Origin of the sequence: Aromatoleum petrolei (assembly GCF_017894385.1) — a bacterium.
Taxonomy (GTDB): Bacteria; Pseudomonadota; Gammaproteobacteria; order Burkholderiales; family Rhodocyclaceae; genus Aromatoleum; species Aromatoleum petrolei.
Map to the genome: position 1 here is coordinate 2,361,223 of NZ_CP059560.1, position 22,436 is coordinate 2,383,658.

Consider the following 22,436-nt stretch of genomic DNA (forward strand, 5'->3'; position numbering starts at 1 on the left):
ATGCGCCAGCGCCGCCTGATGAACCAGATCAACGTCGTGCCCTACATCGACGTGATGCTGGTGCTGCTCGTGATCTTCATGGTCACCGCGCCGATGATCCAGACCGGCAGCGTCGATCTCCCCACCGTGGGCGGGGTGCCGCAACCGCCGGCCGAGGCGATGGTGGTGTCCGTGAAGAAGGACGGCTCGCTGACCTTCAAGGTCACGAGCGGCTCGACCGAACAGAAGATGAGCAACACCGAGCTGCTGCGCGAACTGCACAACGCGCTGCAGCGCAATCCCCAGCAACCCATCCTGGTCGCCGCGGACAAGCAGGTGTCTTACGAACGCGTGATGGACACGCTCGACAGCATCCGCAAGGCGGGCTTCCAGAAAGTCGGCCTGCAGACGAGTACCAGCAGCACCCGATGAAAGACACGCACCTTGACCTGCAGCGCGACGAGCCCGGCAAGTGGGCCTCGCTGGCGCTGACGGTAGTCGTTCACCTGGGCCTCGTCGCCTTCCTGCTCTTCGGCATCCGTTGGCAGAGCAGCCCGCCCGCGGCGCTCGAGGTCGAACTCGTCGCCCCGCCCGCCGCCGAGCCGGCATTGCCGCGACCCGCGCCGGAGCCCCGGCCGGAACCCAAGCCCGAACCAAAACCGGAACCCAAGCCGGAGCCGCCCAAGCCCCAGCCGAAGCCCGAACCCAAACCGGACCCCAAGCCGGAACCCAAGCCCGTCCCCAAGCCCGACATCGCGACCAAGACGCCCGAGATCAAGAAGCCGCCCAAGCCCGAGCCAAAACCGGAACCGAAGCCGGAGCCGAAGAAGCCCGAACCGAAGCCGGAACCGAAGAAGCCGGAAGTAAAACCCGAGCCGAAGCCCGTCACACCGCCCAAGGACGACTACCTGACGCAGAAGCTGGCCCAGGAAGCGGCGCAGACGCGCGCCAAAGCCGACCTCGAACGCATGATGCGCGAGGACGCAGCACGCGCCTCGGCCGCACGCGCGAAAGGCGCCGTCGACGCCTACCGCAACGCGATCAGCACCAAGGTGCGCGGCAACCTGCTACGCCCGCCGGGACTGAGCGGCAACCCCGAGGCGATATTCGAGGTCGACCAGTTGCCCAGCGGTGAAGTGCTCGCCATCCGGCTCAAACGCTCCTCGGGGGTTCCCGCGCTCGACGACGCGATCGAGCGCGCAATCCGGCGCTCGAGCCCGCTACCGCTGCCCAAGGATCCGGGTCTGTTCGAACGCACGCTCGAATTGCACTTCCGGCCGCTCGAAGAATAAGGGAACCAATTCAAAACAGTTTCGATCTTTACGCATCGTGATCGACTCCATTCGTTATACTTTCGCTTTAGGCAAGCCCCAGCCATGAGAAAACTCCTCTCCACCTACCGCCTGCTCATCGCTGCGGTGCTGACCGTCGTCAGCGCCATCGCGCATGCGCAGCTGTCGATCGAGATCACGGGCGCCGGCGCAAGCCGCTTCCCGGTCGCAATCCCCGTGTTCGAGAACGAAGGCACCCTGCCCCGCGGCGTCACCGACGTCGTGCGCGCCGACCTCGAACGCAGCGGCCTCTTCAGCCTCGTCGACATGGGCATCGCCGCATTGCCCGTCACCGCCATCCCCGACATGGCCGCGATCCGCGGGCGTGGCGCGGACGCTGTCCTCACCGGCAGCATCTACCAGCAGGGCGACGGCCGCTTCGAAGTGCGCTTCCGCCTCTTCGACACGCAAAAGCAGACCGAACTGGGTGGACTGTCGATGCGCATGGCGCCGGCGCAGAACCGCGCCATCGGCCACAAGATTGCCGACTTCGTGTACGAGAAGCTCACCGGCCAGCCCGGCTACTTCTCCACCCGCATCGCCTACGTCGTCAAGAGCGGCCCGACGGCCGCACCGCGCTACGAACTGCAGATCGCCGACGCTGATGGCATGAACGCGGCCACCGCACTGGCCTCGCGCGAGCCCATCATCTCGCCCGCCTGGGCGCCGGACGGCCAGCGCATCGCCTATGTCTCGTTCGAGGCGAAGAAGCCGGTCGTGTACGTACACACGCTGGCTACCGGCCAGCGCCAGGTGGTCGCCAACTTCAAGGGCTCCAACTCCGCCCCCGCCTGGGCACCGGACGGCCAGCGTCTCGCCGTCGTGCTCACCAAGGACGGCCAGTCGCAGCTCTACGTCCTCAATGCCGACGGCTCCGGCGTGCGCCGCCTCGCCACCTCGCCCGGCATCGACACCGAACCCGCATGGTCGCCCGACGGCGAGTGGATCTATTTCACTTCCGATCGCGGCGGCAGCCCGCAGATCTACCGCACTTCCTCGAGCGGCGGCAGCGCCCAGCGCGTGAGCTTCGATGGCAGCTACAACGTGACCCCGCGCCCCTCGGCCGACGGCACGAGCCTCGCCTTCATCACGCGCAACAGCGGACGCTTCCAGGTGGCCATCATGGACCTCGCCACCCGCCAGACCACGATCCTCACCGACTCGGCGCGTGACGAGTCGCCCAGCTTCGCGCCCAACGGCCGCATGATCCTCTACGCCACCGAAACCGGCGGGCGGGGAGTGCTTGCGGCCGTTTCGTCCGATGGCCGGGTGAAGCAGCGCCTGTCGGTGCAGGCCGCCGACGTCCGCGAGCCCTCCTGGGGTCCGCAGAGCCGGTAACTCCCTCCCGCAAAAAGCAACACTGTTCGACTAGATCAGGAAACCCCATGAAAAAAGTGCTCGTCCCCGCCATCCTGGCAAGCCTTCTCGCCGCGTGCAGCAGCACCGGCACCTTCGACCAGCCCGCCGGCGGCGCGGCCGTCGATGACCGCAGCAAGGGCGCCGGCTCCGGCGTCGCCACCGTGACCGCCCCGAGCGCGTCCGGCTCCGGCATCGCCGCGCTGACCGATCCGAACAACATCCTGTCCAAGCGCAGCGTGATGTTCGACTTCGACAGCTACGTGATCCGCGACGACGCCCGCCCGCTGGTCGAGGCGCACGCCAAGTTCCTCGTGCAGAACCCGCAGATGAAGATGCTCATCCAGGGCAACGCCGACGAGCGCGGCAGCCGCGAGTACAACCTCGCCCTCGGCCAGAAGCGTGCCGACGCCGTGCGCAAGGCCCTGAGCCTGCTGGGCGCCAAGGAGACGCAGATCGAGTCCGTCAGCCTGGGCGAGGAAAAGCCGCGCTGCACGGAAGCGACGGAATCCTGCTTCGCGCAGAACCGTCGCGGTGACATGCTCTACTCGGGCGAATTCTGATGAAGCGCCTCCTGCCGCTCGCTGTCGTTGCCGCCCTGTCGCACATCGCACCGTCGCACGCTCTGTTCGACGACGAGGAGGCACGGCGCGCAATCACCAACTTGCGCACCGACATCACCCCCCGCATCGAACGGCTGGAGGCCAGCAGTCGCGGGCAGCTCGAACTGGCGAACCAGAACGAGCTGCTCCGCACCGAAGTATCGAAACTGCAGGGACAACTCGAAGTCCTGCTGCACGAGATCGAATCGCTCAAACAGCGCCAGCGCGATTTCTACGTCGATCTCGACAACCGCGTGCGCAAACTCGAGTCCGCTCCCGTGGCCGCCGCACCGGAGGCCCCCGCCGCCGATCCAGCCGCCGAATCGCGCGACTACGAAGCCGCGCTGAACCTGCTCAAGGAAGGCAAGTACAAGGAAGCGCAGACGGCCTTCGACCAGTTCATCAAGCACTATCCGCGCAGCCCCGTGCAGCCGGGCGCGCACTTCTGGGCCGGCAATGCCGCGCTGCAGGCCAAGGACGTCGCCGTCGCCAACAACTACTTCAAGAGCGTGCTGACGAACTGGCCGAACGACCCCGTCGCCCCCGACGCCATGCTCGGCGTCGCCAACTGCCAGCAGGCCCTCGGCGAAGCCAAGGCTGCGCAGGAAACGCTGAAGAAGCTCGTGGAACGCTTCCCCGACAGCTCGGCGGGCAAGGCGGCCAAGCAGCGCCTCGCGCGCAAACCCTGAAATCCGCATGACGCAGGCCGAAACCGCGAGCCCCAGGCTGCGGATCACTGAAATCTTCGCATCGATCCAGGGCGAGTCGACACGCGTCGGCCTGCCCACGGTCTTCGTGCGCCTGACCGGCTGCCCGCTGCGCTGCAGCTGGTGCGACACGGAATATGCTTTCCAGGGCGGAGAGAACCGCAGCATCGCCGACGTGTGCGACGCGGTCGCCGCACACGGCATCCGGCATGTCTGCGTCACCGGCGGCGAGCCGCTGGCGCAGAAATCCTGCCTCCCGCTGCTCACCGCCCTGTGCGACGCCGGTTTCTCCGTGTCGCTGGAAACCAGCGGCGCGCTCGACATCGCCGCCGTCGACCTGCGCGTGTCGCGCATCATGGACCTCAAGGCCCCCGGCTCGGGCGAAGTCGCGCGCAACCGCTGGGAAAACCTCGCCCACCTCGGCGCGCACGACGAGGTCAAGATCGTCCTCGCCGACGAGGCCGATTACGCCTGGGCCAAGGCCCAGATCGCGCTGCACCGTCTCGCCGAACGCTGCACCGTCCTGCTCTCGCCCGTGCAGGGCAGGCTCGACCCGACCCTGCTCGCCGAATGGATCGTGCGCGACCGCCTGCCGGTACGTTTCCAGCTCCAGTTGCACAAGATCCTGTGGAACGACGCCCGGGGACGCTGAATCCCTGACACGCTCCGCGGCGCCGCACCCCTTCGTTCTCGCCTCCTTTTGAGCCCCGTGCCATGACCGACCATCCCAAGCGCGCCGTCATTCTGCTGTCCGGCGGCCTGGACTCCGCCACCTGCCTTGCGATCGCTCGCGACATGGGCTTCGAGACCTATGCACTGTCGGTCGCCTACGGCCAGCGCCACGCCGCCGAACTCGCGGCCGCAGGCCGCGTCGCCGCCTCGCTGGGAGCGCGCGAGCACCGCGTCGCAAGTGTGGAACTGGGCCAGTTCGGCGGCTCGGCCCTGACCGACGACAAGATCCCCGTCCCCGTCGAAGGCAGCACTGACGGCATCCCCGTGACCTACGTACCCGCGCGCAACACCGTGATGCTGTCGATTGCGCTCGCCTGGGCCGAGGTGCTCGGCGCAAACGACATTTTCGTCGGCGTGAATGCGGTCGACTATTCCGGCTACCCGGACTGCCGCCCCGAATTCATCGCCGCCTTCGAGACGATGGCCAACCTCGCCACCAAGGCCGGAGTCGAAGGCACGCGCCTGCGCATTCATGCCCCCCTGATCGCACTGTCCAAGGCCGACATCATCCGCCGCGGCAGCGCACTGGGCGTCGATTACGGCCAGACGGTTTCGTGCTACCAGGCCGACGATGCCGGCCATGCCTGCGGCAGATGCGACGCGTGCCGTCTGCGGCGTGCCGGATTCGAGGTCGCAGGGCTTCCAGATCCTACGCGCTACGCCTGAGGGCAGAAAATTCCATGTGAATTTTTCGATGACGTGAGTTTATTCCTTCACCTTGCTCATCGATTTGCAGGATGCTGTTTTGTTGCATCCCGCACCCTTTGATCTAAGTCAGCCCTGCTCGCAGAAAGGTTTTGTAACATCTCCCCAAGGGCCAATGTGCCTCAAAGGGGATCATTCGATGCGCTTCCGCTTAGTTCGGTACTTCACGCTTGCCAGCCTCGGCATGTTCGGCCTCGTCGCCCTGAGCCTGATCTACTTCGAGCGCGAACAAAGCCAGTTCTACAAGCACACGAACGACGAGCAGCTCGCGTTCTTCGGCGAAGTGCAGCAATCCTTCGCCAAGCAGCAGGAGGAGGCGGCCCGCCGCGACCTGCTGACGATTCACGAGTCGGGCAACGTCAATCTAACCCGCCTTTTTGCCAACGCGCTGTGGGAGCGCGATTTCGCGCCATTCGTCGCCGACGTGCAGGCTATCGACGTGGACCACTGCAAGGCGATCGCCGACGTCGCTGACGAAAATGGCAAGAAGGTCGCGCCGCCCGAGAAGAAGGCCTGCTTCGCGGACGTCGGCAAGCGCATCATGGCCCTGCCGGACTTCAAGTCAATCGACGCCAAGGTGTTTGCATCGATGAAGAAGAGCACCGTGTTCAAGATCAAGGTGTTCGACTTGCGCGGCATCACTGTGTACTCGTCCGAACATGCGCAGATGGGCGAGGACAAGAGCACCAATGAAGGCTGGCGCGGTGCGGCCTTCGACGGAGTCCCCAAGAGCGAACTCACTCACCGCGGGAAATTCAGCGCCTTCGAAGGCGTCGTCGAGAACCGCGACCTGATCAGCAGCTACCTGCCCGTACTCGAACCCGGCACGTCACGCATCGTCGGCGTGTTCGAGGTCTATTCCGACGTGACGCCCTTTCTGAAGCAGATCCAGCAGACTTCGGGACAGATCCGCGCCACCGCCATCGAGAACCAGAACAAGCTCGGCGAAGCCGCGGCCGCCAACCAGGAGGCGGTCGATGCGACTTCCTATCGCCAGTTCGCGACGATCGCCGGCCTGCTCGCGCTGCTCTTCGCGGCACTCCTCGCGATCGTCCGCCGCGCCGAAGGCATCATCGACCAGCAGGAAGCCGACCGCGCCCACGCCCATCAACAACTCGCCCAGTCGGAGAAGATGGCTTCGCTCGGCCAGATGGTCGCCGGCGTTGCGCACCAGCTCAACACCCCGCTCGCGTTCTCGCAGAACAACATCCTGATGGTCAAGGATGCGCTGCAAAGCATGGAACTGCCGATGAAGGTCGCCGGCAGGCTCTCCTCCATCCTCGAGGACGTCGACGGCGACAAGGTCACGATCAAGGTGTCACAGCTCAGGGCGAACCTCGACAAGCTGCAGGAAGGCAATGTCGACGTCACCATGCTGCAGGAGATGCTCAAGGACGTCCTGGGCGGCATCGACCAGATGTCCGAACTGGTCGTGAACCTACGCGACTTCACCCGTCTCGATCGGGCCGCGACGACCAATGCCGACCTCAACAAGGCATTGCACACGGTCGCCTACATCGCGCAGACAGTACTCCCCAAAAACATCGAACTCGTCGAGGAGTATGGCGAGCTGCCCAGCGTCGAATGCAATCCCTCGCAGCTCAACCAGGTGTTCCTGAACCTCATCAACAATGCCGCCCAGGCGATCGACGGCCCGGGGCGCATCCGCATCCGCAGCTTCGCGGAAGGCGATCAGGTTCACGTCGAAGTCCAGGACAACGGTCGCGGCATCCCCGACGACGTGCTGCCGCACATCTTCGACCTCTATTACACGACCAAGCCCGCGGGCGAAGGCACCGGCCTCGGCCTCGCGATTGCGCGTAACATCGTCACCGAACACGGCGGCGACATCACCGTCAGCACGCGCATGGGTGTCGGCACGACCTTCACCGTCACGTTACCGGTGCGCCAGCAGGCCCCCTTGGCCCAGGCCGCCTGACACAGGCAGGAGAAACCCATGACACGACTGGCCGGCAAGGTACTCTGCGTCGACGACGAACCGGGCATCGTCCGCTCGCTGCAGTGGCTGCTGCAGAAGCAGTTCGAGGTGTTCACCGCAACCAGCGGCGCCGAGGCGCTCGAACTCGTGAAACAGCACGAGTTCGACGTCGTCATCAGCGACCAGCGCATGCCGGTGATGACCGGTGTAGAGGTTCTGCGCGAAGTGCGCAAACTCTCGCCGCGCACGATGCGCATCCTGCTCACCGGCTACTCGGACATGCAGGCCATCGTGCGCTCGGTGAATGAGAGCGAGGTGTTCCGCTTCATCAACAAGCCGTGGAACATCTCGGAGCTTCCCAAGGTCGTCGCGCAGGCGATCACGATCGCCAAGACCCAGCCCGCCGAGACCCCCGTCGCCGAGATCCCCGAGGATGCTCCCATCATCGCCAATGGCGAACGCATCCTGGTCATTGACGACGACCCCGAGATGGGGAGGGCCGTTGCCGACCTCGTCGGCGCCAGCGCGAAAGTGTCCTACACGCGTAACCTCGCCGATGCCGTGGGCATCCTCAACAGCGAGGACGTCTCGGTGATCATTTCCGAGACCCGAGTTGGCACCATCGACGCGACTCGACTCGTGCGCCTGATGAAGAGCAAGCACCCGGAGATCGTCACCGTCATGCTCACGGGCGAGAGTGACGCCGACACCATCACGACGCTGATCAACCAGGGCCAGATCTATCGCTTCGTTCCCAAGCCCATCCGCACGGGTTACCTGAAGCTCGTGCTGCAGTCGGCGCTGCGCAAGCACAGCGCGCTCGTCAGCGACCCGGCCCTGACCTTCCGCCACACGGTGGAAGCCACCTCGGCCGGCGCGATGGAATCCCTGATTTCGGATGTGGAGCGAACTGCGCCGCAGGCCGAAACTGCGGCTGCGGCCAAAGCCGGAGGTTTCATGGCCACGCTCGGCGCGGGCTTCCGCCGCCTCTTCGGCGTCGGCTGAAGCAATTTCTGTCACAATTGCTTGACGGACCTCGAACGCTTGCATAGAATTCGGGTCCTTCTGCAAGGGGGTCGTTAGCTCAGTTGGTAGAGCAGCGGACTTTTAATCCGTTGGTCGCTGGTTCGAATCCAGCACGGCCTACCACCGACAGGTGGAAAATCCTGCAGAATCCGGGGGTATAGCTCAGTTGGTAGAGCAGTTGACTCTTAATCAATTGGTCCTAGGTTCGAGTCCTAGTGCCCCCACCAGATTCCGAGAAGGCCGGCTCCTGCAGCCGGCCTTCTTGCTTTTCGGCCCCCTCGCGCATCACCGCCGAGGCCGGCATATGACGATAAGCAAATCCTGTCTCGCCCGGCTTCGGCATAATATCCGGATGTGCACGAGAGGCGGATCATGACGGCCATTCAGGACTCTGGGCAGCTTGCCCACATCGTCTTCCAGAACGCGGCAGAAGGCATCGCGATTACCGATCCCCAGGGTCGCATCCTGGCGGTCAATGACGCATTCACCGCGCTGACCGGATACCCCGTCGCCGACGTCCTCGGCAGGACGCCGGCAATGCTCCGCTCGGGGCGCCACGGTCGCGAGTTTTACGCGCGCATGTGGCTTGCGCTGCGGGATGAAGGGCACTGGCAGGGCGAGATCTGGAATCGCCGCAAGAATGGCGAGATCTACCCCGAATGGCTGTCGATCAGCACGGTGCGCGACGAGGCAGGCGAAATCCTGCATTACGTTGGCGTGTTCACCGACATCGGCCGGATCATGGCGGAGCAGGAGAAGCTGCGCGACCTTGCCTACCACGACCCGCTCACGCGCCTGCCGAACCGCATGCTGCTGCGCGACCGCTTCGAACAGGCCGCGCGGCGCACCCTGCGCGATGCGCGCCAGCTCGCCGTACTGATGGTCGAGGTGACGGCACAAGGCAAGGTGCCGAACGATCCCTTCCTCGTCGCCGCGTCGGAGCAACTGGCAACGCACCTGCGTGAAACCGACACGCTCGCGCGCTACGGCGAGAACGAGTTCCTGGTGCTGATCGAGGGCATCAACGGCCCGCGCGACGCCAGCGTGACGGCCGACCAGCTGCTCAAGGCGCTGGAGCGGCCGCTCACCGTTGACGGCATCGACGTTTACGCCGGTGCGAATGTCGGCATCAGCCTGTACCCGATGGACGGCTACACGCTGGACGACCTCGCGACCGCCGCGGATGCGGCGATGTTGCAGGCTCGCAGCCGCGACCGTCACGGATACCGCTTCTACTCCGCCGAGATGACGGCCTTCGCCACCGAGCGCGCAACGATCGAGACGCAACTGCGCCGCGCCATCGCCAGCGGCGCGCTGGAACTTCACTTCCAGCCGTTGTTCGACGTCGCGGGCAGTTCGGTGCTCGGCGTCGAGGCGCTGGTGCGCTGGACCGACCCCGAGCTGGGCGCCGTCGAACCCGAGCGCTTCGTGCCGATCGCCGAGGACAACGGACTCATTCACCCGCTCGGCGAATGGGTGATGCGCCGCGCCTTCACGCAGTTCGTCGCGTGGCAGGCCGCCGGTGTCGCGCCGCCTGTGCTGTCGCTGAACGTCTCGGCACGACAGCTCGAACGCATCGACTTCGTCGACAGCGTCGCCGCACTGGTCGCCGAGACCGGGATCTCGCCGCAGTCGCTGGAGTTCGAGTTCCGCGAATCGGTGCTGTCAGATGTCGCCTACGTCGTGCCTGCCCTCGAGGCGCTAGACCAGATGGGCATCCGGCTGTCGATCGACGGGTTCGGGACCGGCTTTTCGCCGCTCGGAAACCTCAAGACTTTGCCGATATCGAAGCTCAACATCGACCGCAGCTTCGTGAGCGGCATCGGGCGCAACCAGGGCAACGACACGATCGTGCGCACCGTGCTGGGCGTCGCCCGCACGCTGGGGCTGCGGGTGATCGCAGAAGGCGTGGAGACCGAGGATCAGGCCGCGTTCCTGCGCAACGAAGGCTGCGACGAGTTCCAGGGACACCTCTACGGCCAGGCGATGAAGGGCGAAGACTTCGTGCGCCGTTTCGCGCAACGCCGGACTTGAGCACTTTCGTCGCACGCAGGGCGCCGCAATCGCCCATTCCGGGCCGGAAGCGTTTGGTGCGCCTAGCGGATTTGGGTACATTGGCGCCCATCGCCATCAGGACTCCCACGGCCGGCGACGGCCGCTCATCCCGACAGGCGCCGGCAACGGCGTCATCGATCAACTACTCCAATAAAGAGGAAAATCGTGTCGAACAGTCCATATGACCAAGGTCTGGGCAAGAACACGGCGAACTACGTGCCGCTCTCGCCCCTAAGTTACCTCGAGCGCTCGGCCTATGTGTATCCGCAGCGCACGTCGGTGATCCACGGCAGCCGCTCGTTCACGTGGGCGCAGACCTATGAGCGCTGCCGCCGTCTCGCCAGCGCGCTGGTGCAGAAGGGCGTGGGACGCGGCGACACCGTCGCGGTGATGCTGCCCAACGTTCCGGCGATGTACGAAGCGCACTTCGGCGTGCCGATGACGGGCGCGGTGCTCAACACGCTGAACACCCGCCTCGACCCGGAAGCCATTGCGTTCATGCTGACGCACGGCGAGGCGAAGGTACTGATCACCGATCCCGAGTTCGCGACCATCGTCCGCCCCGCACTCGAACGGCTCGACGGCCCCAAGCCGCTCGTCATCGACGCGCTCGATGCGGAGTATCCCGGCACCGAGCGTTGCGGCGAGATCGAATACGAGGATTTCATCGCCGGTGGCGATCCGGCCTACGAGTGGCATCTGCCCCAGGACGAGTGGGACGCGATCGCGCTGAACTACACCTCGGGCACGACGGGCAACCCCAAGGGGGTCGTGTACCACCACCGCGGCGCCTACCTCAACGCGGCGTCCAACATCATCAGCTGGGGCATGCCGCAGCATTCGGTGTATCTGTGGACCCTGCCGATGTTCCACTGCAACGGCTGGTGTTTCCCGTGGACGATGGCCGCCAACGCCGGTGTGAATGTCTGTCTGCGCAAGATCGACGTCGCGCTGATCTGCGAGCTGATCCGGACGCACAAGGTCAGCCACTTCTGCGGCGCGCCGATCGTCCATGGCATGATCATCAACGCGCCGGAAGGCATGCGCGCCGGCATTGACCACAAGGTCTCCGCGCTGATCGCCGGCGCCGCGCCTCCGGCCGCAATCATCGAGGGCATGGAGCGCATCGGCTTCGACATCACCCATGTGTATGGCTTGACCGAAACCTACGGGCCGGCCTCCGTGTGCGCGAAACACCCCGAGTGGGACGAGCTGCCGATCGCGCAACGCGCCGAGCGCAATGGCCGCCAGGGCGTGAGCTATCACATGCAGCAGGCGATCACGGTGCTGAATCCGGAAACGATGGAACCGGTGCCGGCCGACGGCGAGACGATGGGCGAGCTGATGTTCCGCGGCAACCTCGTCATGAAGGGCTACCTGAAGAACGAGAAGGCCTCCGAGGAGGCCTTCGCGGGCGGCTGGTTCCACACCGGCGACCTGGGCGTGATGCAGCCCGACGGCTACGTCAAGATCAAGGACCGCTCCAAGGACGTGATCATCTCGGGCGGCGAGAACATCTCGTCGCTGGAGGTCGAGGACGTGCTGTACCGCCATCCGGCCGTGATGACGGCGGCAGTGGTGGCGAAGCCCGATCCGAAGTGGGGCGAGGTGCCCGCGGCCTACATCGAGGTCAAGGAAGGCGCCGCGGTGACGGCCGAGGACATCATCGCGCACTGCCGCGAACACCTCGCGCGCTACAAGGTGCCGAAGTTCGTCGAATTCTGCGTGCTGCCCAAGACCTCGACCGGCAAGATCCAGAAATTCGTGCTGCGCGAGCAGGCGAAATCGGCGTCCGCGATCGAGTAAATCCGCGTCGCCGGACAAGGTCCGCAAAGGCCGCCGTTGCGCAAGCAACCGCGGCCTTTTTCTTGCACATCACTTCCCGCAGATCGAGCAGGCATGCGGGTTCACCCCTAGTCCGACCACATTGACGCCCCCATGCACGGGTGTTAACTTGTGCCGACCGTGATCAACGATACATATTGACGCAACATCGATTCTTATAATCATCAGGTCGCCGTCCTTCCCCGCTCCTTGACGACGACGCGTGTTTATACCGGCATCCCGCTGCCGGCGCAGTTCAGCTTCGACCCACAGAGAGAGGCAGGATCTGACAGACGCGATGGGCTCGGATTACATACTTCAAACCCGTGACCTCACGAAAGAGTTCAAGGGCTTCGTCGCGGTCGACAAGGTCAACCTGCACGTCCGGCGGGGCACGATCCATGCCCTCATCGGCCCCAACGGCGCGGGCAAGACGACCGTCTTCAACCTGCTGACCAAGTTCCTCACGCCGACGCGCGGCACCATCCACTTCAACGGTATCGACATCACGCCCGAGAAGTCGGCGCAGATCGCGCGCCGCGGAGTCGTACGCTCCTTCCAGATCTCGGCGGTGTTCCCGCACCTGTCCGTACTCGAGAACGTGCGCGTGGCGCTGCAGCGCAAGCTCGGCACGAGCTTCCACTTCTGGCGCTCCGCCCGGAGTCTGGATGTGCTCAACGGACGTGCGATGGAACTGCTCGAGTCGGTCGACCTCCAGACCTTCGCCGACACGGTGACGGTGGAACTGCCCTATGGACGCAAGCGCGCACTGGAAATCGCGACGACACTGGCACTGGAACCCGAACTGATGCTGCTCGACGAGCCGACCCAGGGCATGGGCCACGAGGATGTCGGGCGCGTGGCCGACCTGATCAAGCGCGTCGCGGCCAACCGCACGGTGCTGATGGTCGAGCACAACCTCGGCGTGGTCTCGCACATCTGCGACACGATCACCGTCCTGCAGCGCGGCGCCGTGCTGGCCGAAGGGCCTTACGAATTCGTCTCGGCCGATGCGCGCGTGCTGGAAGCCTACATGGGTACAGCACATGGCTAAGGCGAGCGCGTTCACGCCCGACTCCGAGATGCTGCGGGTGCATGACCTGCACGCGTTCTACGGCGAGTCGCACATCCTGCACGGCATCGACTTCCAGGTGAACCGCGGCGAACTGGTGACGCTGCTGGGGCGCAACGGCGCCGGCCGCACGACCACGCTGAAGGCCATCCTGGGGCTGGTCGGCCGGCGCAGCGGCTCGATCATGATCAACGGCCACCAGGTCATCGACCTGCCGACGCATCGCATCGCGCACCTGGGCATCGGCTACTGCCCCGAGGAGCGCGGCATCTACGCGAGCCTGTCGACCGAGGAGAACCTGCTGCTGCCGCCCGCGGTGAACAGCAGCGGGATGTCGCTCGACGAGATCTACAAAATGTTCCCCAACCTCAAGGAACGACGCAACAGCCCGGGCAGCCGGCTGTCGGGGGGTGAGCAGCAGATGCTGGCGATGGCGCGCATCCTGCGCACCGGCGCGCGCCTGCTGCTGCTCGACGAGATCACCGAGGGGCTCGCGCCGGTGATCGTGCAGACCCTCGGCCGCGTCATCGCGCAGCTCAAGGAGAAGGGCCTGACCATCATCCTGGTCGAACAGAATTTCCGCTTTGCGGCGCCGCTCGCGGACCGCCACTACGTGATCGAACATGGCCGCATCGTCGAGATGGTGAGGAAGGACGAGCTCGATTCGAAGATGCCCCTGCTGCAAAAACTGCTGGGCGTTTGAGCCCCGGCATACGAGGAGGAGAGAGAGGATGAAGCGCAAGATTCTGGGTTCGGCAGTGGCAGCAGCCGTCGCGATGGCGCCGGCATTCACGCAGGCGGCCACCAATGTCAGCGATGGTGCCGTGAAACTGGGCGTGCTCACCGACATGTCGGGCACCTACTCCGACCTCGCCGGCCCCGGCACGGTGGAAGCGACGAAAATGGCGGTGGAGGATTTCATCGCGAAGGAGAAACCGGACTTCAAGATCGAGGTCATCTCCGCCGACCACCAGAACAAGGCCGACATCTCGGCCAACAAGGCACGCGAGTGGTTCGACACGCAGAAGGTCGACACCATCGTCGACCTCGTGACGACCTCGACCGCGCTCGCGGTGATGAAGGTCGCCAACGAGAAGAACCGTATCTCGCTCATATCGGGCGCGGGCTCGACACCGATCACCAACGAACAGTGCAATGACACCACCGTGCACTGGACCTACGACACGTACTCGCTGCCGGTTGGCACGGCGAAGGCGGTGGTCAAGCAGGGCGGCAAGAACTGGTACTTCATCACGGCCGACTATGCCTTCGGCCATTCGCTCGAAAAGAACACCTCGGACGTCGTCACCAAGAGCGGCGGCAAGGTGCTCGGCAGCGTGCGCCACCCCTTCCCGGGCAGCGACTTCTCGTCCTTCCTGCTGAGCGCGCAGGCCTCGGGCGCGCAGGTGATCGGCCTCGCCAATGCCGGCGCGGACACAATCAACTCGATCAAGCAGGCCAAGGAGTTCGGCATCACGCCCAAGCAGTCGCTCGCCGGCCTGCTGATGTTCATTTCCGACGTGCATAGCCTGGGCCTCGAGGCGACGGCGGGGATGTATCTGACGACGGGCTTCTACTGGGACTACAACGATGAGACGCGCGCATGGTCGAAGCGCTACTTCGACAAGATGAAGCGCATGCCGACGATGGTGCAGGCGGGCAACTACTCGTCCGTCTATCACTACCTGAAGGCCGTGAAGGCGGCCGGCACCGACGAGGCCAAGGCGGTGATGGCGAAGATGCGCGAGATGCCCGTGAACGACTTCTTCGCCAAGAACGGCAAGGTGCGCGCCGACGGCCGCATGGTGCATGACATGTACCTCGCGCAGGTGAAGAAGCCGTCCGAGTCCAAGTATCCGTGGGACTACTACCACATCCGCGAGGTCATCAAGGGCGACGACGCCTTCATCCCGCTGGCCGAGAGCAAGTGCCCGCTGGTCAAGAAGTAGACACACCAGCCCGGCCATGACCAGGGATCGTGGGCGCCACAGGCGCTCACGATCCCGCGGCCCGCAAGACACCCGAGCGCGAGACCATGGACATCTTCGGCATTCCGATCCAGGCCCTGATGGGGCAGTTGCTGATCGGGCTCATCAACGGCTCGTTCTACGCGACCCTCAGCCTCGGGCTGGCGATCATCTTCGGCCTGCTCAACATCATCAACTTCGCGCACGGCGCGCTGTACATGATGGGCGCCTTCTGCGCGTGGATCGGCCTCAACTGGCTCGGACTCAACTACTGGTTCGCGCTGATCGCAGTCCCCGTCGTCGTCGGGGCGCTCGGCATGCTGATCGAACGCACGATGCTCAAGCATCTGTACAAGCTGGACCACCTGTACGGCCTGCTGCTCACCTTCGGCCTCGCGCTGATCATCGAGGGGCTGTTCCGCTACCGCTTCGGCATCTCGGGCGAGAGCTACCCGGTCCCCGAGCTGCTGTCGGGCGGCTACAACCTAGGCTTCATGTTCCTGCCCAAATACCGCGCCTGGGTCATCGCGGTGTCGCTGGTGGTGTGCTTCGGAAGCTGGTTCATCATCGAGCGCACCAAGCTCGGTTCCTACCTGCGCGCCGGCACCGAGAACCCGCAACTGCTGCAGGCCTTCGGCATCAACGTGCCGCTGATGATCACCCTCACCTACGGCTTCGGCGTCGCGCTCGCGGCCTTCGCCGGCGTGCTCGCCGCGCCGGTGCTGCAGGTAAACCCGGTGATGGGATCCAACCTCATCATCGTCGTGTTCGCCGTGGTCGTCATCGGCGGCATGGGCTCGATCATGGGCTCGATCGTCACCGGCCTCGGACTCGGCCTGATCGAAGGCCTGACCAAGGTGTTCTATCCGGAAGCCTCCGCGGTCGTGATCTTCGTCATCATGGGCATCGTGCTGCTGCTGCGGCCGGCCGGACTTTTCGGACGGGAGCGATGAACGCCATGCCGCATCACCGCGCCGCCGCGCCCCCAGCGCCGTGCGGCGCCTCCACACCGGGAATCGGACCATGAATGGCAAACACATCGGCTGGATAGTCCTGCTCCTGCTCGGGCTGGTCGCACCCTTCGTCGTCTACCCCGTGCTGGTGATGAAGATCCTGTGTTTCGCCCTGTTCGCCTGCGCCTTCAATCTGCTGCTCGGCTACACGGGCCTGCTGTCCTTCGGCCACGCGGCTTTCCTCGGCTCCGCGGGCTACATCTGCGGCTATGCGATGCAAGGCCTCGGCCTGTCGCCGGAGCTGGGCCTGCTTGCCGGCAGCGCCGGCGCTGCCGTGCTGGGCTTCATCTTCGGCAGCCTCGCGATCCGCCGTGCCGGCATCTACTTCGCGATGATCACGCTGGCGCTCGCGCAGCTCGTGTATTTCCTTGCGCTGCAGTTCCCCTTCACCGGCGGCGAGGACGGCATGCAGGGCATCCCGCGCGGCCGCCTGTTCGGCCTCATCGACCTCGGCGACACGATGAACATGTATTTTTTCGTTCTCGCCGTGTTCCTGTTCGGATTCTGGGTCATCGACCGCGCGATCGACTCGCCCTTCGGCCAGGTCCTGAAAGCGATCCGCGAAAACGAGGCGCGCGCGATCTCGCTCGGTTACGACGTCGACCGCTACAAGCTGCTTGCCTTCGTGCTCTCGGCGGCGCTCGCGGGCCTCGCCGGCGCGACCAAGACGCTGGTGTTCCAGCTCGCCTCACTCACCGATGTGCACTGGCACATGTCCGGCGAAGTCGTGCTGATGACGCTGCTGGGCGGCGTAGGCACGGTGTTCGGCCCCATCGTCGGCGCGACCATCGTCGTCAGCCTGCAGAACTACGGCGCGGAACTGGGGCAGTGGGTCACCGTGCTGACCGGCGTGATCTTCGTCGTGTGCGTGCTCGCCTTCCGTCGCGGCGTCGTCGGCGAAGTCGCGCTGCTTATCAAGCGCTCGGGCATCCGCCCCTGACACCGGCGCCGGGCGTTCAACCCTTCTCGCCCGAACTGCCGGCCGGACTCCAGTCGAAGGCGCCGCCGCTGCCGGCGAACAGCGGACGACTCCCGTCCGGCGTCGCCCGCAGGAAGGCCCTCAGCTCACCCGGTGCCAGCCCCTGCGGCAGCTTCGCATCGGCCGCCAGATGTCGTGCGTGCACGATCAGCTCGCCCCCGATGTCCGCAACGCTGCAGCGGATCGATGCGGCCGCCGCCTGCCGCGCCGCCTCCACCCCGGCAATCGCCGCCAGTAGTTTCTCGCGATGCGCCGCACGCGCCTTGCCCTGCTCGGACACCTGTGTCATCGCCTTGAGCACTGGCGCCACGCTGTCGCGCAATTTTTGGAAGGCAGCCTGCTGCTCGGCGCTCAAGGTGATCTCGTGGCGATGCACCTTGGCGGCAACGGTCAGGTAATTGCCCACTCCCGGACGTCCGCGCAAGGTCTCGATGACCTGCCTGGCCTGATCGTCCGCGGCCTGCAACTCGTCGAGCTGCGCGCGCGCCGCCCTGATCAGCTCGCCCTGCGTGTCCTCGGGCGGCAGCAGCACGGACACGACGGTCTCGGCCGGCCCGTGCGGACGCACCTGCGCAACTGCGACCCTGCGGCCCGCCAGCACGGATGCCTCCACGAGGGCGATGTCCAGTTCGTCGGCGAGGATGTCGCAACCGACAGCCCGTTCCCGCACAACGACGCGGCGTCCCACGATCAGGCTGTTCTCGGCGCACTGCAGCGTCACTTCGCCATCCGGTGCCAGGATCGTCGCCCCGCTCGCCCGGCCCTCGACGGCGACCTGTCCGCCCGGATTCACGATCGCCCCGCCGCTCAGGTTCTTCTTCAGCGCGACCGCGCCCCCGCGCGACACGATCCTGCCGAACACATCCGCGAAGCTCGTGACGTTGAGCCCTTCGACCACCCGGCCTTCCAGGATCTCGCCATGCTCCTCGTAATCGTCGCCCATCAGCACGAGGTCACCCGTCGTGCGCAGGCTCACGCCGGCACGGTTGACGATCTTGTCGGTGACCGAAACCTTGCTCGAAGCTTCGTCGATGTCGAGGAAGCCATCGATCGTTGCGACGAGATAGTCGCCCTCCGCACCGCTTTCGACACGGGTCCCCGTACCGGACAGCGCGGCGAAGTCGATGTCCTTCGGCAGCGCGGGCGCCACCGCACGTCCGTCGAGTTCGCGGCCCGGCTCGCCGAGCACCAGCGGCAGCTTGCGCAACAGCTTCTCGCCCGCACGGATCTGCGGGAAGCGGTTGCGGAAACGTGCGAGATCGACGCGCCCGTCGGGCAGCAGTCCCGGGGCGTCATCGCGATGCAGGCCACTCGACAGTTCCTCGACCCCCGCGTCGCGGCCGGTACCGGGCGGCACCGCGTGTGCGATGACGCTCCTGCCCATCCGCTCGCTCTCGATCGCATCCCGCACGACCGCCTCGTCGATGCCGCAGCGCAGTCCCTTGAGCCACGCCAGCGCGACGAACTCGTCGAAATCGAGCCGGGTCTTCTGCGTCACCGTCTCGAACTCCTGCCCGCCCGCCCCTCCACCCTCGGTGGTGCGCGGAACCGTGCAGTCGATGCTCACCGGCTCGAACAGATACTCGGCGCGCGCGCCGGAAATCTTGAGCCCGCGATACAGCGGGACGCGCACCGGCAGGATGTGGCTCATGCCCGTGGCGAAACGCACACGCGGCTGCCGCCCGGCGGCTTCGCAGCCCCGGGCTTCATCATCCGCGCGCCCCGACTCGCATTCGAAGGCCAGATGCTGGAAGGCAGGGTAATCGAGCCCCCTGAAACAGATGCCGTGGATGAATGTCTTATCGACCCACGCCCGGAATTCCGCCGAACCGCCCAGCCGCGACAAATCCACGCACAGTCCGCCCTCGTCGCGGACGACGAAGTCCGGCAAAGCCTCATCCCCTTCCCGCAGCGAATCGGCGCCCATCGCGACCATCCCGTCCCCAGCTGAAATATTTGTTTTCATCTTACCCGTCCGCGCCGAGCATGGGCGCTCCGCGTTCTGGCGCCGTTGGGCGCAGCCGCCACGACTGCGGTAAGCTTGCGCGCGATCAACCGCGCCACGCCCCCATGCCCTCCGAGTTCGACCTCATCCGCCGCCACTTCACCCGCCCCGCCCAGCACACGACGCTGTCGGTCGGTGACGACGCGGCCCTGCTCGCGCCACGCGCGGGCATGCAGCTCGCCGTATCGACCGACATGCTGGTCGCCGGCACGCATTTCTTCCCCGATGCAGAGCCCGAGGCGCTGGGCTGGAAGACGCTCGCGGTCAATGTTTCCGACCTCGCCGCGATGGGCGCCGAACCGCGCTGGGCCGTGCTCGCGCTATCGCTGCCGGCGGCCGACGAAGCGTGGATCGCGGCCTTCGCGCGCGGCTTCTTCGCCTGCGCCGACGCGTTCGGCGTCGATCTCGCGGGCGGCGACACGACGCGCGGCCCGCTGAACCTGTGCGTGACCATCTTCGGCGAAGTGCCGGCGGGCGCCGCGATCACGCGCGCCGGCGCACGAACCGGCGACGACCTGTGGATCACCGGCACACCGGGCCATGCGGCGCTCGGCCTCGCGCACCTGAGCGGCGAAGTGGCGCTCGCACCCGACGCGGCACGCATCTGCCTCGCTGCCCTGCACCGCCCACAGCCGCGCGTCGGATTCGCGCTGGCGCTGCGCGGCATCGCCAGCGCGATGCTCGACGTCTCCGACGGACTCCTCGGCGACCTCGGCCACATCCTCGAATGCTCCGGCTGCGGCGCACGCATCGAGCTCGCCGCACTGCCTTTGCCCCCCCTGCGTGCCTGCGGGGCCGACGAGGCCCTCGCGCGACGCTGCCTGCTGTCCGGCGGTGACGACTACGAGCTCCTGTTCACCGCGCCGCCGTCGCAGCGCGAGCACCTTGCCGCACTCGCTGCCGGGCACGGACTGGCGCTGACGCGCATCGGCACGACCACCGCGAACGCCGGCGAACTGCTGCTGCGCGAAGCCGACGGCCACGAGCACACCACGGCCCATGCCGGCTACGACCATTTCGCCTGACCCCGCCCGCCCACGCCGACCATGCGCCCCACCGTCCGCCTGCTCCTGAGCCACCCCGCCCACTTCATCTCGCTCGGTTTCGGCTCCGGCCTCTCGCCGCGCGCGCCCGGCACGGCCGGCACGCTCGCCGCATGGCTGCTCTACCCGCTGCTGCGCGCGCCGATCTCCGAGTTCGTCTTCCTGGCGCTGCTCACGAGCTTCTTCGTCGCCGGCGTGATCGCCGCCGACCGCACCGGCCGCGCGCTCGGCGCAGCGGACCACGGCGCGATCGTGTGGGACGAGATCGTCGCGTTCTGGCTGGTGCTGTTCTTCGCTCCACCCGGGCTCGCGTGGCAGGCGGCGGCCTTCGTGCTGTTCCGCTTCTTCGACATCGTCAAGCCGCAACCCATCCGCTGGGCCGACAGCCACGTCGGCGGCGGCTTCGGCGTGATGCTCGACGATCTCATCGCCGCCGGCTACGCGATCCTTGCGCTCGCCGTACTGAAGCACTTCCTGGGGTGACCCGATGAGCGACGACGAACTGCACGCCCTGTCACGCCGCGTCGGCGACTGGCTCGCCGCGCGCGGCGCGACCCTTGCCTGCGCCGAATCCTGCACCGGCGGCTGGGTGGCCGAGACGGTCACCGCCACCGCCGGCAGTTCCGGCTGGTTCGACCGCGGCTTCGTGACCTATTCTAACGAGGCCAAGCAGGAACTCCTCGGCGTCGCCGCCGCGACGCTCGCGCGCCACGGCGCGGTCAGCGAAGAGACCGTGCGCGAAATGGTCGCCGGCACCCTCGTGCACAGCCGCGCACGCTTTGCCCTCGCGGTTTCCGGCGTCGCCGGCCCCGGCGGCGGAACCGCCGCCAAGCCGGTCGGGATGGTGTGTTTCGCGTGGGGCGAACGCGACGGCGAGTTGCGCAGCGAAACCGTCCACTTCGACGGCGATCGCACCGGAATCCGGCGCCAGGCGGTCATCCGCGCGCTCGCCGGACTCATGACATAATCATTTTTGGATCGCTGCACAGGCGACCTGCAACACGCCAGCAATCTCTGTGCCATAATCCCCCAACGTTTTGAAAGGACAGGACATGGACGACAACAAGGCCAAGGCCCTCGCCGCCGCGCTCTCGCAGATCGAGAAGCAGTTCGGCAAGGGTTCGATCATGCGGATGGGCGACGGCAACGTCGAAAAGGACATCCAGACCGTCTCGACCGGCTCGCTCGGACTCGACATCGCGCTCGGCCTCGGCGGACTGCCGCGCGGCCGCGTCGTCGAGATCTACGGTCCCGAATCGTCCGGCAAGACCACGCTGACGCTGCAGGTCATCGCCGAGATGCAGAAGCTCGGCGGCACCGCCGCCTTCATCGACGCCGAGCACGCCCTCGACGTCGGCTACGCCGAGAAGCTCGGCGTGAACATCACCGATCTGCTGATCTCGCAACCGGACACTGGCGAGCAGGCGCTCGAGATCGCGGACATGCTGGTGCGTTCGGGCGGCGTCGACATCGTCGTCATCGACTCGGTCGCCGCGCTCACGCCCAAGGCCGAAATCGAAGGCGAGATGGGCGACCAGCTGCCCGGCCTGCAGGCCCGCCTGATGAGCCAGGCACTGCGCAAGCTCACCGCCAACATCAAGCGCACCAACACGCTGGTGATCTTCATCAACCAGATCCGCATGAAGATCGGCGTGATGTTCGGCAACCCCGAGACCACCACCGGCGGCAATGCGCTGAAGTTCTACGCCTCCGTGCGCCTCGACATCCGCCGCACCGGCGCGATCAAGAAGGGCGACGAGGTCGTCGGCTCCGAGACGCGCTGCAAGGTCGTCAAGAACAAGGTCGCCCCCCCGTTCAAGGAAGCGCACTTCGACATCCTCTACGGCGAGGGCATCTCTCGCGAAGGCGAGATCATCGACCTCGGCGTCGAGAACAAGATCGTCGACAAGGCAGGCGCCTGGTATTCCTACCAGGGCGACAAGATCGGCCAGGGCAAGGACAACACACGCGAGTTCCTGCGTGCGAACGCGGCGCTCGCACGCGAGATCGAGAACAAGGTGCGCGTCGCGGTCGGCCTCAAGGAACTGCCGGCCGAGCCCGCGCAGCCGGCTGCCGAGGCGGCCTGAAGCCCCTTGCCCGG

General features: G+C 66.0%; 21 protein-coding genes and 2 tRNA genes. 22 read left to right on the forward strand and 1 reads right to left on the reverse strand.

Annotated features, from left to right (window positions below; translation table 11 throughout):
- The 18 genes from tolR (at position 1) to ToN1_RS10860 (ending at position 17,248) form a co-directional block, all read left to right on the forward strand.
- Positions 1-411 carry a protein TolR gene (gene tolR, locus ToN1_RS10775; protein ID WP_169208231.1) on the forward strand — a complete coding sequence of 137 codons (411 nt, stop codon included), beginning with the start codon at positions 1-3 and terminating at the stop codon, positions 409-411.
- On the forward strand, positions 408-1,271 hold the full coding sequence (locus tag ToN1_RS10780) for an energy transducer TonB (protein ID WP_169208230.1): 864 nt from the start codon (positions 408-410) through the stop codon (positions 1,269-1,271). The genes tolR and ToN1_RS10780 overlap by 4 nt, the downstream gene beginning before the upstream one ends.
- Positions 1,272-1,355: 84 nt before the next feature.
- Positions 1,356-2,648, forward strand: coding sequence for a Tol-Pal system beta propeller repeat protein TolB (tolB, locus tag ToN1_RS10785; RefSeq protein ID WP_169208229.1), 1,293 nt, complete (start codon positions 1,356-1,358; stop codon positions 2,646-2,648).
- 47 nt (positions 2,649-2,695) lie between these two features.
- Complete coding sequence (gene pal, locus ToN1_RS10790; RefSeq protein WP_169208228.1) at positions 2,696-3,229, forward strand: peptidoglycan-associated lipoprotein Pal; 534 nt, start codon at positions 2,696-2,698, stop codon at positions 3,227-3,229.
- Positions 3,229-3,957, forward strand: coding sequence for a tol-pal system protein YbgF (ybgF, locus tag ToN1_RS10795; protein WP_169208227.1), 729 nt, complete (start codon positions 3,229-3,231; stop codon positions 3,955-3,957). Before pal ends, ybgF begins: the two co-directional genes overlap by 1 nt.
- A gap of 7 nt (positions 3,958-3,964) precedes the next feature.
- A complete protein-coding gene (queE, locus tag ToN1_RS10800; RefSeq protein WP_169208226.1) occupies positions 3,965-4,627 on the forward strand; it encodes a 7-carboxy-7-deazaguanine synthase QueE in 663 nt (220 codons plus the stop codon).
- 62 nt (positions 4,628-4,689) lie between these two features.
- A complete protein-coding gene (gene queC, locus ToN1_RS10805; protein WP_169208225.1) occupies positions 4,690-5,373 on the forward strand; it encodes a 7-cyano-7-deazaguanine synthase QueC in 684 nt (227 codons plus the stop codon).
- 178 nt (positions 5,374-5,551) lie between these two features.
- Positions 5,552-7,351, forward strand: a complete 1,800-nt coding sequence (locus tag ToN1_RS10810; protein WP_169208224.1) for an ATP-binding protein — start codon at positions 5,552-5,554, stop codon at positions 7,349-7,351.
- 18 nt (positions 7,352-7,369) lie between these two features.
- Positions 7,370-8,356, forward strand: a complete 987-nt coding sequence (locus ToN1_RS10815) for a response regulator (RefSeq protein ID WP_169208223.1) — start codon at positions 7,370-7,372, stop codon at positions 8,354-8,356.
- Positions 8,357-8,424: 68 nt separating this feature from the next.
- Positions 8,425-8,500, forward strand: a tRNA-Lys gene (locus tag ToN1_RS10820).
- Between the two features lie 28 nt (positions 8,501-8,528).
- A tRNA-Lys gene (locus tag ToN1_RS10825) sits at positions 8,529-8,604 on the forward strand.
- 145 nt (positions 8,605-8,749) lie between these two features.
- Positions 8,750-10,411, forward strand: coding sequence for a putative bifunctional diguanylate cyclase/phosphodiesterase (locus ToN1_RS10830; protein WP_169208222.1), 1,662 nt, complete (start codon positions 8,750-8,752; stop codon positions 10,409-10,411).
- 186 nt (positions 10,412-10,597) lie between these two features.
- On the forward strand, positions 10,598-12,238 hold the full coding sequence (locus tag ToN1_RS10835; protein ID WP_169208221.1) for an acyl-CoA synthetase: 1,641 nt from the start codon (positions 10,598-10,600) through the stop codon (positions 12,236-12,238).
- A 316-nt stretch (positions 12,239-12,554) separates the two neighbouring features.
- Positions 12,555-13,310 carry an ABC transporter ATP-binding protein gene (locus ToN1_RS10840; protein WP_169208220.1) on the forward strand — a complete coding sequence of 252 codons (756 nt, stop codon included), beginning with the start codon at positions 12,555-12,557 and terminating at the stop codon, positions 13,308-13,310.
- The gene (locus ToN1_RS10845; RefSeq protein ID WP_169208219.1) at positions 13,303-14,031 is read left to right on the forward strand and encodes an ABC transporter ATP-binding protein; all 729 of its coding nucleotides are present in this window, start codon (positions 13,303-13,305) and stop codon (positions 14,029-14,031) included. Before ToN1_RS10840 ends, ToN1_RS10845 begins: the two co-directional genes overlap by 8 nt.
- A gap of 28 nt (positions 14,032-14,059) precedes the next feature.
- Complete coding sequence (locus ToN1_RS10850; RefSeq protein ID WP_169208218.1) at positions 14,060-15,277, forward strand: ABC transporter substrate-binding protein; 1,218 nt, start codon at positions 14,060-14,062, stop codon at positions 15,275-15,277.
- A gap of 86 nt (positions 15,278-15,363) precedes the next feature.
- Complete coding sequence (locus ToN1_RS10855) at positions 15,364-16,248, forward strand: branched-chain amino acid ABC transporter permease (RefSeq protein ID WP_169208241.1); 885 nt, start codon at positions 15,364-15,366, stop codon at positions 16,246-16,248.
- Between the two features lie 70 nt (positions 16,249-16,318).
- Entirely contained in the window at positions 16,319-17,248 is a 930-nt protein-coding gene (locus ToN1_RS10860) for a branched-chain amino acid ABC transporter permease (protein WP_169208217.1), read from the forward strand.
- A 16-nt stretch (positions 17,249-17,264) separates the two neighbouring features.
- Here the strand turns inward: ToN1_RS10860 and ToN1_RS10865 are convergent, their stop codons facing one another.
- Positions 17,265-19,253 (reverse strand): flagellar assembly protein A, encoded by a 1,989-nt coding sequence (locus ToN1_RS10865; RefSeq protein WP_244861027.1) that lies wholly within the window; start codon positions 19,251-19,253, stop codon positions 17,265-17,267.
- A gap of 104 nt (positions 19,254-19,357) precedes the next feature.
- On the opposite strand from ToN1_RS10865, the gene thiL reads away from it, so the two are divergent.
- The 4 genes from thiL (at position 19,358) to recA (ending at position 22,422) form a co-directional block, all read left to right on the forward strand.
- Positions 19,358-20,317: a thiamine-phosphate kinase gene (gene thiL, locus ToN1_RS10870; RefSeq protein ID WP_169208216.1), complete on the forward strand. Its 960-nt coding sequence runs from the start codon at positions 19,358-19,360 to the stop codon at positions 20,315-20,317.
- Between the two features lie 21 nt (positions 20,318-20,338).
- A complete protein-coding gene (locus tag ToN1_RS10875; RefSeq protein ID WP_210148091.1) occupies positions 20,339-20,818 on the forward strand; it encodes a phosphatidylglycerophosphatase A family protein in 480 nt (159 codons plus the stop codon).
- A gap of 4 nt (positions 20,819-20,822) precedes the next feature.
- Entirely contained in the window at positions 20,823-21,302 is a 480-nt protein-coding gene (locus ToN1_RS10880; protein WP_169208845.1) for a nicotinamide-nucleotide amidohydrolase family protein, read from the forward strand.
- Between the two features lie 85 nt (positions 21,303-21,387).
- The gene (gene recA, locus ToN1_RS10885) at positions 21,388-22,422 is read left to right on the forward strand and encodes a recombinase RecA (RefSeq protein WP_169208844.1); all 1,035 of its coding nucleotides are present in this window, start codon (positions 21,388-21,390) and stop codon (positions 22,420-22,422) included.
- The last annotated feature ends 14 nt before the right edge of the window (positions 22,423-22,436 follow it).

Excerpts from the sequence above, each read along its gene's own strand:
- tolR (WP_169208231.1), top strand. The coding sequence starts at position 1 with ATGCGCCAGCGCCGCCTGATGAACCAGATCAACGTCGTGCCCTACATC.
- ToN1_RS10780 (WP_169208230.1), top strand. The coding sequence starts at position 408 with ATGAAAGACACGCACCTTGACCTGCAGCGCGACGAGCCCGGCAAGTGG.
- tolB (WP_169208229.1), top strand. The coding sequence starts at position 1,356 with ATGAGAAAACTCCTCTCCACCTACCGCCTGCTCATCGCTGCGGTGCTG.
- pal (WP_169208228.1), top strand. The coding sequence starts at position 2,696 with ATGAAAAAAGTGCTCGTCCCCGCCATCCTGGCAAGCCTTCTCGCCGCG.
- ybgF (WP_169208227.1), top strand. The coding sequence starts at position 3,229 with ATGAAGCGCCTCCTGCCGCTCGCTGTCGTTGCCGCCCTGTCGCACATC.
- queE (WP_169208226.1), top strand. The coding sequence starts at position 3,965 with ATGACGCAGGCCGAAACCGCGAGCCCCAGGCTGCGGATCACTGAAATC.
- queC (WP_169208225.1), top strand. The coding sequence starts at position 4,690 with ATGACCGACCATCCCAAGCGCGCCGTCATTCTGCTGTCCGGCGGCCTG.
- ToN1_RS10810 (WP_169208224.1), top strand. The coding sequence starts at position 5,552 with ATGCGCTTCCGCTTAGTTCGGTACTTCACGCTTGCCAGCCTCGGCATG.
- ToN1_RS10815 (WP_169208223.1), top strand. The coding sequence starts at position 7,370 with ATGACACGACTGGCCGGCAAGGTACTCTGCGTCGACGACGAACCGGGC.
- ToN1_RS10830 (WP_169208222.1), top strand. The coding sequence starts at position 8,750 with ATGACGGCCATTCAGGACTCTGGGCAGCTTGCCCACATCGTCTTCCAG.
- ToN1_RS10840 (WP_169208220.1), top strand. The coding sequence starts at position 12,555 with ATGGGCTCGGATTACATACTTCAAACCCGTGACCTCACGAAAGAGTTC.
- ToN1_RS10845 (WP_169208219.1), top strand. The coding sequence starts at position 13,303 with ATGGCTAAGGCGAGCGCGTTCACGCCCGACTCCGAGATGCTGCGGGTG.
- ToN1_RS10850 (WP_169208218.1), top strand. The coding sequence starts at position 14,060 with ATGAAGCGCAAGATTCTGGGTTCGGCAGTGGCAGCAGCCGTCGCGATG.
- ToN1_RS10855 (WP_169208241.1), top strand. The coding sequence starts at position 15,364 with ATGGACATCTTCGGCATTCCGATCCAGGCCCTGATGGGGCAGTTGCTG.
- ToN1_RS10860 (WP_169208217.1), top strand. The coding sequence starts at position 16,319 with ATGAATGGCAAACACATCGGCTGGATAGTCCTGCTCCTGCTCGGGCTG.
- ToN1_RS10865 (WP_244861027.1), bottom strand. The coding sequence starts at position 19,253 with ATGAAAACAAATATTTCAGCTGGGGACGGGATGGTCGCGATGGGCGCC.
- thiL (WP_169208216.1), top strand. The coding sequence starts at position 19,358 with ATGCCCTCCGAGTTCGACCTCATCCGCCGCCACTTCACCCGCCCCGCC.
- ToN1_RS10875 (WP_210148091.1), top strand. The coding sequence starts at position 20,339 with ATGCGCCCCACCGTCCGCCTGCTCCTGAGCCACCCCGCCCACTTCATC.
- ToN1_RS10880 (WP_169208845.1), top strand. The coding sequence starts at position 20,823 with ATGAGCGACGACGAACTGCACGCCCTGTCACGCCGCGTCGGCGACTGG.
- recA (WP_169208844.1), top strand. The coding sequence starts at position 21,388 with ATGGACGACAACAAGGCCAAGGCCCTCGCCGCCGCGCTCTCGCAGATC.